The sequence below is a fragment of the Paenibacillus amylolyticus genome, assembly GCF_001570725.1.
In the GTDB taxonomy this organism is placed as follows: Bacteria; Bacillota; Bacilli; order Paenibacillales; family Paenibacillaceae; genus Paenibacillus; species Paenibacillus amylolyticus_A.
Genome location: NZ_BCNV01000014.1, coordinates 1 through 12,868, shown reverse-complemented (window position 1 = coordinate 12,868; position 12,868 = coordinate 1). Strand labels below are relative to the sequence as shown.

At 46.1% G+C, this 12,868-nt stretch carries 12 protein-coding genes, 1 rRNA gene and 1 other RNA gene; all 14 read left to right on the top strand.

Features of this window, described 5'->3' with window-relative positions:
- Positions 1–64: 64 nt before the first annotated feature.
- Positions 65–1,669 (top strand): CTP synthase, encoded by a 1,605-nt coding sequence (locus PAHA3_RS29300; RefSeq protein WP_062838120.1) that lies wholly within the window; start codon positions 65–67, stop codon positions 1,667–1,669.
- Positions 1,670–1,957: 288 nt separating this feature from the next.
- Positions 1,958–2,287 (top strand): response regulator, encoded by a 330-nt coding sequence (locus PAHA3_RS29295; RefSeq protein ID WP_082763051.1) that lies wholly within the window; start codon positions 1,958–1,960, stop codon positions 2,285–2,287.
- Positions 2,288–2,547: 260 nt separating this feature from the next.
- Positions 2,548–3,402 (top strand): class II fructose-1,6-bisphosphate aldolase, encoded by an 855-nt coding sequence (gene fba / locus PAHA3_RS29290; RefSeq protein ID WP_062838118.1) that lies wholly within the window; start codon positions 2,548–2,550, stop codon positions 3,400–3,402.
- A 147-nt stretch (positions 3,403–3,549) separates the two neighbouring features.
- A complete protein-coding gene (locus tag PAHA3_RS29285; protein ID WP_062838117.1) occupies positions 3,550–4,803 on the top strand; it encodes a UDP-N-acetylglucosamine 1-carboxyvinyltransferase in 1,254 nt (417 codons plus the stop codon).
- Between the two features lie 469 nt (positions 4,804–5,272).
- Entirely contained in the window at positions 5,273–6,598 is a 1,326-nt protein-coding gene (rho, locus tag PAHA3_RS29280) for a transcription termination factor Rho (protein WP_062838116.1), read from the top strand.
- A 96-nt stretch (positions 6,599–6,694) separates the two neighbouring features.
- Positions 6,695–7,969, top strand: coding sequence for a radical SAM protein (locus tag PAHA3_RS29275; RefSeq protein WP_062838115.1), 1,275 nt, complete (start codon positions 6,695–6,697; stop codon positions 7,967–7,969).
- Between the two features lie 102 nt (positions 7,970–8,071).
- Complete coding sequence (rpmE, locus tag PAHA3_RS29270; RefSeq protein WP_036607255.1) at positions 8,072–8,269, top strand: 50S ribosomal protein L31; 198 nt, start codon at positions 8,072–8,074, stop codon at positions 8,267–8,269.
- A gap of 147 nt (positions 8,270–8,416) precedes the next feature.
- Positions 8,417–8,684, top strand: an RNA gene (gene ffs / locus PAHA3_RS29265) — signal recognition particle sRNA large type.
- A 174-nt stretch (positions 8,685–8,858) separates the two neighbouring features.
- Positions 8,859–10,604, top strand: coding sequence for a DNA polymerase III subunit gamma/tau (gene dnaX / locus PAHA3_RS29260; protein WP_062838114.1), 1,746 nt, complete (start codon positions 8,859–8,861; stop codon positions 10,602–10,604).
- Between the two features lie 41 nt (positions 10,605–10,645).
- Complete coding sequence (locus tag PAHA3_RS29255) at positions 10,646–10,957, top strand: YbaB/EbfC family nucleoid-associated protein (protein WP_036607248.1); 312 nt, start codon at positions 10,646–10,648, stop codon at positions 10,955–10,957.
- A gap of 35 nt (positions 10,958–10,992) precedes the next feature.
- Positions 10,993–11,592: a recombination mediator RecR gene (gene recR, locus PAHA3_RS29250; protein WP_062838113.1), complete on the top strand. Its 600-nt coding sequence runs from the start codon at positions 10,993–10,995 to the stop codon at positions 11,590–11,592.
- 234 nt (positions 11,593–11,826) lie between these two features.
- Positions 11,827–12,054 carry a DUF2508 family protein gene (locus PAHA3_RS29245; RefSeq protein ID WP_062838152.1) on the top strand — a complete coding sequence of 76 codons (228 nt, stop codon included), beginning with the start codon at positions 11,827–11,829 and terminating at the stop codon, positions 12,052–12,054.
- A 34-nt stretch (positions 12,055–12,088) separates the two neighbouring features.
- Positions 12,089–12,358, top strand: a complete 270-nt coding sequence (locus PAHA3_RS29240; RefSeq protein ID WP_062838112.1) for a pro-sigmaK processing inhibitor BofA family protein — start codon at positions 12,089–12,091, stop codon at positions 12,356–12,358.
- 349 nt (positions 12,359–12,707) lie between these two features.
- Positions 12,708–12,868: ribosomal RNA gene (locus PAHA3_RS29235) — 16S ribosomal RNA — on the top strand; the annotation flags it as partial.

Here is a 12,868-nt window from a genome sequence, read left to right as displayed (position 1 = left end):
AACAGGTTACGATAACACCATATATCGCCTGAATTTCTGTACTTATATTAGGAGGGTAATAACAGTGACAAAGTATATTTTCGTGACGGGCGGAGTTGTGTCCTCCCTGGGCAAAGGGATTACGGCTGCTTCGCTGGGCAGATTGCTGAAAAACAGAGGGCTTAAGGTAACGATTCAAAAATTTGATCCATACATCAACATCGACCCAGGGACAATGAGTCCTTATCAGCACGGCGAGGTTTTTGTTACGGATGATGGCGCGGAAACGGATCTGGACCTTGGCCACTATGAACGTTTTATTGATATCAATCTCTCCAAAAACAGCAACGTCACGACTGGTAAAGTATACTCTTCCGTCATCAGCAAAGAGCGACGCGGGGAATATCTGGGCGGAACGGTACAAGTTATTCCACACATTACGAACGAAATCAAAGAGCGTGTATTCCGCGCTGGACGTGAAGCAGGTTCGGATGTTGTTATTACGGAAATTGGCGGAACAGTGGGCGACATCGAGAGCTTGCCTTTCCTGGAAGCTATTCGTCAAATCAAGAGTGATGTAGGTCGCGACAATGTAATGTACATCCACGTAACGCTTATTCCTTATATCAAAGCAGCTGGTGAAGTGAAAACAAAACCAACGCAGCACAGTGTTAAGGAATTGCGCAGCATCGGTATTCAACCGAATGTGATTGTATGCCGTACGGAGTATGAATTGTCTGATGACATGAAAGCCAAAATCGCTCTCTTCTGCGATATTGATGAGAATGCCGTGGTTGAATGTCGTGATGCAGACACGTTGTATCAAGTACCTCTGAACCTGCGTGAAGAAGGCTTGGATGAGATCGTGGTAAACCACCTGAAATTGACTACTCCTGCACCGGATATGAGCGAGTGGGAAGGGTTGGTTGACCGGATCAACAAGTTGGAGCATACGGTTGAGATCGCTATTGTTGGTAAATATGTTGCGCTGCACGATGCATATCTGAGTGTTGTTGAGTCCTTGTCTCATGCAGGATTTGCATCCAATGCTGATGTGAAAATTCGCTGGGTTCCTTCTGAGGATATTACAGATGAGAATGTAGGCGACCTGTTACATGGTATTGGCGGTATCCTTGTTCCTGGTGGATTCGGAGATCGTGGTATTGAAGGTAAAGTATCAGCAATTCGTTATGCTCGTGAGAAACAAATTCCGTTCTTCGGTATTTGCCTGGGTATGCAGGTTTCCGTTATTGAGTATGCACGTTCCATCGTTGGTTTGAATGGTGCGAACAGCTCCGAGATTAATCCGGCTACGGAATTCCCTGTGATCGATCTGTTGCCTGAGCAAAAAGATATTGAGAATCTGGGTGGCACGATGCGTCTGGGTCTGTATCCTTGTAAGCTTCAGGAAGGTTCTTTGGCGATGGCTTGTTATGATGACGAGCTGGTGTATGAGAGACACCGTCACCGGTATGAGTTCAACAATGAATACCGTGAAACGATCGAAAAAGCAGGACTGGTTATCTCGGGTACATCCCCGGATGGACGTCTGGTTGAGATCGTGGAACTTCCGGGACACCCATGGTTCCTGGCAGTACAATTCCATCCGGAATTCACTTCACGTCCGAACCGTCCGCAACCATTGTTCCGTGAGTTTGTAAAAGCTTCTCTGGAGAATGCGCAGAAGTAATACATGGTTTTAGTGTTAACATAAAAGATATCGGGGATGTTCCTGGCAACCATTTAGCGGATGCCGGAACATCCTTTTTTTTACGTAAAAAGCAGGTCGAAATGCTTTTTGTCATTTTGTGAAGGTAGCAGGATTTTAATGGAAGAGGTAGAATACTTATCATGACGACTATGGGATAGTTATCCAGATTCGAAGATGTACATGCTTTCCTAATTCTAGGAGGTTACAGAGTGGAAGATAAAAAAAGTTTTGATTGTTGATGACCAGAATGGTATTCGAATCCTGTTAATGGAAGTGTTCAGCAGTGAAGGATATAACACGTTTCAAGCACCCAACGGCAAGGTTGCCCTGGAGATTGTGAATAATGACAAGCCTGACCTGGTATTGCTCGATATGAAGATTCCTGGGATGGACGGTCTGGAAATCCTGAAGCATATTAAAGAAATTGATCCGGATATCAAGGTCATCATGATGACCGCTTATGGTGAATTGGACATGATTAAGGAAGCCACGGATCTTGGAGCACTCATGCATTTTACAAAACCGTTTGATATCGATGAGATGCGAGTGGCTGTGAATATGCAACTTCGCAATGGGGCCGCCAATAAATGCAGTTGAATCCTGTAGATACAGGATTTTTTTGCGTGTGAAGAACATAGATGGTACTTGGTGGAACAATGGGGTATTTCACTCCTTCATCCGGGGAATATTGGAAATGGGGAAGTCATAAAGCGGTGTCTATGAAAACTGTGCTGCAAAGCACAGCATTTTTGCAAATGCTTGTTTAGTATTTGACATGGGATGTGGTATAATAAGCCCGTATGTGATTTCGGCTAAAAACCATAGACACAACCCAAACCCCTAGGAGGATTGAAACCATGCCATTAGTATCTATGACAGACATGTTGAACAAAGCACTCGAAGGAAAATATGCAGTTGGTCAATACAACATCAATAACCTTGAGTGGACTCAAGCGATTCTTGGTGCTGCTAAAGAAGAGAAATCCCCAGTAATTCTGGGTGTATCCGAAGGCGCAGCACGTCACATTGGTGGCTTCTACACTGTAGTTAAAATGGTAGAAGGACTTATCCACGACATGAAAATCACTGTTCCAGTTGCAATTCACCTGGACCATGGCTCAAGCTTCGACAAGTGTAAAGAAGCGATCGATGCTGGATTCACATCCGTAATGATCGACGGTTCCCACCACTCCATCGATGAGAACATCGAAATGACTAAAAAAGTTGTTGAATATGCACACGCTAAAGGCGTTTCTGTAGAAGCTGAAGTAGGTACTGTAGGCGGACAAGAAGACGACGTTATCGGCGGTATCATGTACGCTGACCTGAACGAGTGTATCCGTATCGTTAAAGAAACAGGTATCGACACATTGGCACCAGCTCTTGGTTCCGTACACGGTCCTTACCATGGCGAGCCTAACCTGGGCTTCAAAGAAATGGAAGAAGTTCGTGACGCGGTACAAGTTCCACTCGTATTGCACGGTGGTACAGGTATTCCTAAACACGACATCGACAAAGCCATTTCCCTGGGTACATCCAAAATCAACGTAAACACAGAGAACCAAATTGCTTTCTCAAAAGTGGTTCGTGAAGTGCTTGCAGCTAAACCAGATGCTTACGATCCACGTACATTCATCGTACCAGGCCGTGATGCAATCAAAGAAACAGTTAAAGGTAAAATCCGCGAGTTTGGTTCCAACAACAAAGCGTAATTTATCTTTACCAGTTCCATACTGTGAAATGGAAAAACACCGCCTAGCCGGTGTCTTTCCATTTTCACACCTTATTTCTACATCGGAAGCCAACAGCACGTATTGCCGTTCATCGGCTGCAAAACACGTAGGGGGACATTAAGCTTTATGGAAAAATTGATGATTAGTGGCGGACGTCCGTTACAGGGAACTGTAACTATAAGCGGCGCCAAGAACAGCGCCATTGCGCTTATTCCTGCAGCATTGCTTGCCGAGTCAGAAGTCGTGTTGGACAACCTGCCGCTTTTGAGTGACGTGGCGGTTTATGCAGAAATTTTGGAGGAACTCGGAGCACGTGTGACTTGGGAAGGCAGTCAGATGAAGATTGATCCTTCTGACATCAAATCCATCCCTATGCCGAATGGTCCTGTGAAGAAGCTTCGCGCTTCGTATTATATGATGGGTGCATTGCTAGGACGTTTTAAAGAAGCGACCATAGGTTTACCAGGGGGCTGTAATTTTGAGCCTCGTCCAATTGATCAACATATCAAAGGGTTTGAAGCGCTTGGCGCAACCGTAACAAACGAACACGGCTCCATTCATCTGCATGCCAAAGAGCTGCGCGGAGCAAAGATTTATCTTGATGTAAGCAGTGTCGGTGCAACCATTAACATTATGCTGGCGGCTACTCGTGCCAAAGGCTCTACAATTATTGAAAACGCGGCTAAAGAGCCTGAGATTATAGATGTAGCAACACTTCTGAATTCCATGGGTGCCAGCATCAAGGGTGCAGGTACCGAAACGATCCGTATTGAAGGAGTTTCGGAGCTTAAAGGCTGCCGTCATTCTATCATTCCGGACCGTATCCAAGCAGGTACGTATATGATTGCTGCAGCGGCAACGCGCGGAGATGTTCTGATTGACAATGTGATCCCCAAACATCTGGAGGCTTTAACGGCAAAGTTGCTGGAGATGGGTGTTGGCATTGAGGAATTGGATGAAAGTATACGTGTCATTGGTAAACCAAATTATAACCATGTTGACGTGAAGGCACTTGTATATCCTGGTTTCCCAACAGATCTACAGTCACCGATGACCAGTGTTTTGACACAGGCAACTGGCGTGAGTGTCCTGAGCGACTTTGTATATAGTAATCGATTCAAGCATGTGCCTGAGCTGGTGCGGATGGGTGCAAAGATTCGGGTAGAAGGACGGTCAGCGATTATTGAAGGCAGTGCATTGAATGCGGCCAAAGTAAAAGCATCCGATCTTCGCGCTGGAGCGGCGCTAGTGATTGCGGGTCTCACCGTCAGTGAAGGTGTGACTGAAGTAACTGGGGTCGAATATATCGACCGTGGTTACGATCATCTGGTGACCAATTTGCGTCTGCTTGGTGCAGATGTATGGCGGGAAACCGATTAATATGGCAGTATCATGCATGATTCAGTCATACACATGTTTATTTTAACTGAACTGCATATCCTTTCAGTAATTGGGTAAACCTGTTTTAATAGAGTTCTCAGTCTCTCCGGCATAAGACGAAATGTTTCTGTTTCCTTTACCGGAGGGTCTTTTTTTGAGTCAAACTTCATATGGCTGTAAGAACATCATTTCTCTTCCCCAACCCCCGGTTTTGTTTGAACCTGCGCTCCATAGCCGGTCTATCCGGATTGATCGCCTCAATGCATCGTGTTCACTCATTAGCGGATCTTGCCGAATATTGGCCATCCCACCCGGAAACTTACACTCAAAGACAAGTATTTGCATTATAACGGTTACATTCCGTACAATGGACAGAAGAGATTGTGGCAGATGCTACGCTCTATAGCCGGAACATCTAGCGAAACTATCCATTTCACACGGACTTATTAATTGAATAGGTGGTTATTATATGGATCTACAAATTTCCGATTTGGAAGAAATGAAATTAACGGACCTCTACAAGCTGGCCAAAAAATATCAGATACCTTACTATGGTACGTTAAAAAAGAAAGAATTAATCTTTGCTATATTACGCGCACAAGCTGAACAGAGCGGTCTGATGTTCATGCAAGGCGTACTCGAGATTTTACCTGAAGGTTACGGATTCTTAAGACCCATTAACTACTTGCCAAGTACGGAAGACATCTACATCTCAGCTTCTCAGATTCGCAAGTTTGACCTAAGAACAGGTGACCTTGTATCAGGTAAGTGTAGAACGCCTAAGGAAAACGAGAGATACTTCGGATTGTTGCAAGTCAACGCTGTAAATGGTGAGAATCCATCGGCGGCTGCAGAGCGACTTCACTTCCCGGCACTAACCCCACTGTATCCGCAGAAAAAACTGGTTCTCGAAACATCCCCCAACCATTTGTCCACACGCATTATGGATGTGCTCGCCCCGGTAGGATTGGGACAGCGCGGATTGATCGTAGCACCTCCCAAAGCGGGTAAAACGCTTCTCCTCAAAGAAATTGCCAACAGCATCTCAACTAACAATCCTGAAATTGAACTGTTTGTCCTGTTGATTGATGAACGTCCAGAGGAAGTAACGGATATGTCGCGTTCGGTAAAAGGGGAAGTTGTGGCTTCGACATTCGATGAACTGCCTGAGAATCATATCAAGGTGGCAGAGTTGGTACTTGAGCGTGCGCTTCGTCTGGTTGAGGCGAAAAAGGATGTCGTGATCCTGCTGGATAGCATTACGCGTCTTGCTCGTGCATATAACCTGGTTATTCCACCATCCGGTCGTACACTTAGTGGTGGTATTGACCCGGCTGCGTTCCATCGTCCAAAACGTTTCTTCGGTTCTGCCCGGAATGTGGAAGAAGGCGGAAGCCTGACCATCCTGGCAACAGCATTGATTGATACCGGATCACGTATGGATGACGTCATTTATGAAGAGTTTAAGGGTACGGGTAATATGGAGCTGCATCTGGACCGTCGTCTGGCAGAGCGTCGCATATTCCCGGCGATCGACATTCGTCGTTCTGGTACGCGTCGTGAAGAAGTATTGCTCAGCAAGGAAGAGCTGGATACGATCTGGACGATTCGTAAGAACATGAATGATTCCCATGACTTTGTCGAAGGCTTCCTCAAGAAACTTCGTAACAGCAAAACGAATGCAGAGTTTTTGGCGGCATTTGATTCAGCTGGTAATGGTCCGACAAGTAATTCGGGGACAACAACAACCCGTCGCTCACCGAGACAGACAGCTACGTCAGGTACATCGACATAAGTGTCGTTCGACCAATAACATGCTTTTACAGCGTTGCTGTGAATTTTACAATACACTCGTCGTTAGGTTTAACCCATTAGATGTGAGGAGAACATCATGTATTTAGTATACGCAGATGAAAAAGGTAATGTATTTGATCACCCTTCCCTGTACGGGCTTGCCCGCAGTGGAGATATGATCGTTGAGATTATGGAGGATGAGTTGATTCCTTTGCCAGAGGGTGCAACGTTGGTTGGACTCCCAAGTACCCGGCCCATTGGTATGGACCCGGACACAGGTGAGATGCTCCCAATGCCAACCGACACACAGGCTGTAGGTGCGTTGCTTCCACAAGGATTCACTCGTTTGTGTCTCCCTGGTTATGTGAAGACGGATAAGGAGTATAAGTTGCCGTTGTTCGGTTATTCCGCAGTAGTTTGGAAAGACGGCGGTTTCTATGTCACGGCTTCGAAGTCGGATAGTCCCGACAAATGGAATCCGCTGAACTGTGATCGGGACGATGTGCGTTCCGGAGTTAAACGGTTGACGGAGCAATATCCCGAGAACCGCCTTTATACCCACCTGTCCAATTGTGCACTGGGATATGAATGTCTAACTTCGTCGAACACGTTCCTGAATCGTTGGGAAGGCGGAGTACCGGTATCTTATTCCTGTAATGCGGGCTGTTTCGGATGTATCTCCGAGCAACCGGATGACAGTGGCTTTGTTTCACCGCAGACTCGTATGAACTTCCGTCCGCGTGTGGATGAGATTGTCCAGGTCATGATGGAACACCTGAAAACGCCGGAATCCATCATTAGCTTTGGACAAGGTTGTGAAGGGGAGCCCTCCACGCAGGCCAAGCTGATTATTGAAGCGATTCGTGAAGTGCGTTCTGTAACGGATATGGGGTATATCAACATTAATACTAATGCTGGTCTGAACGATCACATTAGAGGTATTGTAGACGCTGGATTGGATCTGATGCGTGTAAGTACAATTAGTGCACTGGATGACCATTATAACGCCTACTATAAGCCACGTGGTTATACCTTGGCTAATGTCGAGAAGTCGATGAAATACGCGGCGCAGCAAGGCGTATACACATCCATTAACTATTTGATTTTCCCGGGCGTAACAGATCGTGAAGAAGAGATCGAGGCAATGATTGAGTTTGCACGAAGAACGGATCTACGTCTGATTCAGATGCGTAATCTCAATATTGATCCGGAGAGCTACTTGGAATTAATTCCTCCAGCTCAAGGCGATATCTTAGGTATGAAGCAGATGATTGAGATCTTTGAAGACGAGCTGCCTGATGTGGTGATTGGTTCGTATACCCACGTTCCACCAGCTGGAATGGCACGCCCTAAACGGTTGATTACCTCTTAACAATAATGGATTGCAACAGGCAATAGGCCGTGTTATAATCTCAGAGTTGTGCCATTTACTCTGGGTCCGCTTGAGGCTCAGGGCGGAAAGAGGTGAAAGGTAATGAAAGAAGCAATTCATCCTAATTACACGATTGGTCAAGTATCTTGCGCTTGCGGGAATACTTTTGAGACAGGTTCGGTTAAAGACGGACTTCGTGTAGAGATTTGCTCCGCGTGCCACCCGTTCTTCACAGGTAAACAGAAGTTTATCGATGCTGGCGGCCGTGTTGATCGTTTCAAGAAGAAATACGGAATCTAATAGGACAATTCTCGGAGTTGTCTGCTAATTGCATCCAACCCACCCCTGCTGAACTGGCAGGGGTTTTTATATGTTTTATGTGTGCCTAGTTGTCTACGCGTTCCTTCTGGTTGCAATTTGGATAACCTTACGTTATACTATTTCTTACCGTGCTAGATGGGGAGGTAGCGGTGCCCTGTAACTCGCAATCCGCTATAGCGAGGTTGAATTCCTGCTAGAGGTTTTGTCGATGTGAGGTTTGGTCCCTAAACGTGGTGTTGACGGTTGGGTCCTCCGCAATGAGTACTCATGAACCTGGTCAGGTCCGGAAGGAAGCAGCCATAAGTGAGATCACTCTTGTGCCGGAGGGTTGCCTAGCCCGAGCTATTGTTCAGGGGTGCCACTTGGATCGCAAATATCGATAGCAGGTGCACGGCTTACCATTTAAATGTAGAGACCTTTGCAGTTGTATGTATGCAGGGGTCTTTTTGATATGTCTTAAAAAACCACGCATGAATGAGTCAGATAAAGTTTGGATTCACCCCGGAATATAGTATAATAGGGGAACGACAAAGGACTCGAATGCGAAGTGGAAGGAAGGTAACGCATCATGGAGCATATCGCGTTATACCGGGCTTGGCGTCCCCAGTCGTTTCAAGATATGGTGGGACAACAGCATATTATTCAGACCTTGCAGAACGCGATTCGTGAACAGCGGACTTCCCATGCCTACTTATTTAGCGGGCCCAGAGGAACGGGAAAGACAAGTGCCGCCAAGATTTTGGCCAAAGCTGTGAACTGCGAACGTGGACCTGCGCCTGAACCTTGTAACGAGTGTGAAGCTTGCCGCAGGATTACGACTGGCGCTGTGATGGATGTGCAGGAGATTGATGCTGCATCCAATCGAGGCGTTGAGGAAATCCGTGATCTTCGGGAAAAGGTTAAATATGCGCCAACCGAAGTCCGGCAGAAAGTCTATATTATTGATGAAGTGCACATGCTGACGACGGAGGCATTCAATGCTTTACTCAAAACATTGGAGGAGCCACCACCACATGTGATGTTTATTTTGGCAACAACGGAACCACATCGCCTACCGGCTACCATTATATCGCGTTGTCAGCGATTTGATTTTCGTCGGGTTTCCCTGGAGGAGCAGACAGCAAGGCTTACACTGATCTGTGAACAGGAAGGCATGGAAGCTGACCAGGATGCACTCCAATACATTGCCCGTTTATCGGACGGTGGAATGAGGGATGCACTTAGTGTGCTGGATCAGATCTCTTCATTTACGGATGGACGAGTAACGTACCAGCAGGTTATGGATATGACTGGTGGAATTGCTTCAGAGCAATTTGCCAAATTGGCTGCTTCGCTACTCAAAGGTGATGTTGGTCACATTTTGCAGATGATTGAAGGCTTCATGCACGAAGGAAAGAGTGCAGACAAGTGCATGGAGAATTTACTGTATTATTTCCGTGATTTGCTTATGATTAAGATGGTGCCTGATGCAGATAAACTGACGGATCGGGTACTTAATCCGGAATCTTTCCGTGATATGGCCGATTCCTTCACAAAGGAACAACTGTTCCATATGATCGACACCCTTAATCGGTACCAGAGTGAGATGAAGTACGCGGTACAGCCACAGACATTATTTGAAGTCGCGTTGCTTAAACTGTGTAGTATTCCAGCACAAGGAGAGGCTTCTGTTCAAGTTGGAGCTTCGTCTCATGCGGCACCTGCTGATGGGGGAGAGATCAACCGCTTGAAGCAGCAACTTGCTGAGCTGGAGAAGAAACTGGATCGAGCACTTAAAAGTGGGTTGTCTGGTGGAGAGGGTGCATCAAGTGCTCCATCGCGTCCGGCAACAAGAGCCCCTGTATCGAGAGGGAACTCGCCTGCGAAGCTTCCTTCACAGTTGGATCAATATGTTGCGCGCAAGGGAGCTCCTGAGTTCACAGAGATCAGCAAAAAATGGAGTCAGATCCTTCAGCGAGTGAAGGAAGAGCGGGTTACCGTTCATGCCTGGTTTGTGGATGGTGAGCCGGTATCATTGCTTGAAGACAACGTTCTGGTTGCTTTTAAAAACAATATCCACCGTGAAACGACGGAGAAGCAGGCTAACCGCGAAGTTATTGAGCGGGTGTTGTCCGAACAACTTGGGCGTCCGGCACGTTTGGTGACGATGATGCTCAAAGATTGGACCGGGGCAATGGAAGGAGCTTCTGAAGCGCCAAAGGAGGACTTTAAGCTTGAACCTGAGCATGAAGACGGCGGTTCAGGCAACAAACAGCCTTGGATTGATGAAGCCATCCAGCTCTTTGGTGAGGACCTTGTAGTGATCAAAGAATAATGCGCATAGCGCGATAACCATAACAAAGGAGATGAACAATTATGAACAACATGAACCAAATGATGAAACAAGTGAAGAAAATGCAGGAGCAAATGCTGAAAGCACAAGAGGAACTGGCGGACAAAACGGTCCAAGGTACTTCGGGTGGCGGTGTTGTGACGGCTGAAGTCAACGGACACAAGAAATTGCTTGCTATCACGATCAAACCTGAAGCGGTAGATCCGGAAGATGTTGAAATGTTGCAGGATCTCGTTATGACAGCTGTTAATGATGCAATGGCCAAGGCTGATGAGATTGCCAACAAGGATATGGGCAAGTTCACAGGCGGTATGAATATTCCGGGATTATTTTAATTAAAAATTGATCCTGTCAAAGGAGACACAATCGATTGTATTATCCCGAACCGATAGCCAAGCTGATTGATGCCTTCACCCGGTTGCCGGGTGTGGGTCCCAAGACTGCGGCGCGTTTAGCTTTTCATGTGCTTAACATGAAGGAAGATGACGTTATCGATTTTGCCAAAGCACTCGTGAGTGTGAAGCGTAACCTTCATTACTGCTCTGTGTGTTGTAATATCACCGATACGGATCCGTGTCGCATCTGTCAGGATAAGTCCAGGGATGTCTCTGTAATCTGTGTAGTCCAGGATTCGAAGGATTTGGTGGCGATGGAGCGCACCAAGGAATTCGATGGGTACTATCATGTGTTACAGGGTGCGATTTCACCTATGGAGGGAATTGGCCCAGACGATATCCGTTTGAAGGAACTCCTGATTCGATTAAGTGATGAACGGATAAAAGAGATCATTCTGGCGACGAACCCCAATATTGAGGGTGAGGCTACAGCGATGTACATCTCCCGCCTGGTGCGTCCGTTTGAGATTAGTGTGACCCGGATTGCCCATGGATTGCCTGTAGGTGGCGATCTGGAGTATGCGGATGAAGTGACTCTTTCCAAAGCGCTGGAAGGGCGTAGGGAGATGCGTTAGTGTGTTAGAATTGGTTTCGCACAGCATACTTCCATAGAAACTTCGGATGCTAAATATGCTTTGATGTGCAAAGAGAGCCCTAGGGCTCTCTTTTTTTATGATTAAAATGAAACGTCCAAGTTCTAAGTTTGTCCTTTCCCTGATAAGTATGAGAATATGCTGTGCTGATCAGGAGGAGGAGAGCTTATGTTTATGTGGCGGAATACACGGAACTCGGTAGAGAAACACAACAGAATGTTGAAGGATCTTGAGGCGGACCAGATCTATACAGATATTCAGACGGCAAAGCAGGAATGGGAACGGGCTATGAGACAGTTCGAAGAAGCGCAGGGGCAAGATGAGATTGATTATGCCATCTATGTATTGGAGGCGGCCGAGCGGAAGTATCAGATCCATTTAAAGAGAGCCAAACGTGCCAGAGCTAATGATGAGGTTGAAACACAGCGAGGGATTAGTATGTAGATTCAGAATTACACTATACATGGAGGTGTTGGATGTGAAGAGTATCATATTGGGAAGTGTATTGGTTATATCATTATTGGGGCTTATCGTTATTTTATTCAGAAAGCGGATAGGTGTATCGTTTTTCACATCGTTTGGAATTCATCTGGTGTTGGCAGCAGTAGGTATATATATCGTCAATTATTCCGGCTGGTTAACTGGAACCTATATCCCTCTGAACCCTGCAACCATAGGAACTGTAACTGTTTTAGGATTGCCGGGTGTGGGGCTATTATTGGGATTGAAAATTTCTTTGTTTAGATAGTTGACTTCGGAGATATTTATATGGTACATTATATCTCGTTGCTTTGCTTGCTTGGTTACATGCTTTTGATGAAATAAAGAAGTTCATTACGAGCTTCGAAAAAAGAATTTCAAAAAAACACTTGACCAAAACAAACGAAGTGTGATATATTATAAAAGTCGCCGCTGAGAGAAAATGGTGATGAAAAAACAAGTTTGATCTTTGAAAACTGAACAACGAGTGAGTAAACATTCTGCTTGCAGAATGAACGCGAAAGTTGGAGGCAAGCCTTGGCTTGGATCGGCTGGAGCACAAATGAGATTTTTAATCTCGTCAGATTCAAAGTGAGCTTATCGCTCTTTTCAATACTTTATTGGAGAGTTTGATCCTGGCTCAGGACGAACGCTGGCGGCATGCCTAATACATGCAAGTCGAGCGGAGTTGATAGGAAGCTTGCTTTCTTGATACTTAGCGGCGGACGGGTGAGTAACACGTAGGCAACCTGCCCTCAAGTTTGGGACAACTACCGGA

What these genes read in the sequence shown, in the direction of transcription:
- PAHA3_RS29245 (WP_062838152.1), top strand. Translation starts at nt 11,827, where the DNA reads ATGTTGAAGGATCTTGAGGCGGACCAGATCTATACAGATATTCAGACG.
- rpmE (WP_036607255.1), top strand. Translation starts at nt 8,072, where the DNA reads ATGAAAGAAGCAATTCATCCTAATTACACGATTGGTCAAGTATCTTGC.
- PAHA3_RS29295 (WP_082763051.1), top strand. Translation starts at nt 1,958, where the DNA reads ATGGAAGTGTTCAGCAGTGAAGGATATAACACGTTTCAAGCACCCAAC.
- rho (WP_062838116.1), top strand. Translation starts at nt 5,273, where the DNA reads ATGGATCTACAAATTTCCGATTTGGAAGAAATGAAATTAACGGACCTC.
- PAHA3_RS29285 (WP_062838117.1), top strand. Translation starts at nt 3,550, where the DNA reads ATGGAAAAATTGATGATTAGTGGCGGACGTCCGTTACAGGGAACTGTA.
- PAHA3_RS29275 (WP_062838115.1), top strand. Translation starts at nt 6,695, where the DNA reads ATGTATTTAGTATACGCAGATGAAAAAGGTAATGTATTTGATCACCCT.
- fba (WP_062838118.1), top strand. Translation starts at nt 2,548, where the DNA reads ATGCCATTAGTATCTATGACAGACATGTTGAACAAAGCACTCGAAGGA.
- dnaX (WP_062838114.1), top strand. Translation starts at nt 8,859, where the DNA reads ATGGAGCATATCGCGTTATACCGGGCTTGGCGTCCCCAGTCGTTTCAA.
- PAHA3_RS29255 (WP_036607248.1), top strand. Translation starts at nt 10,646, where the DNA reads ATGAACAACATGAACCAAATGATGAAACAAGTGAAGAAAATGCAGGAG.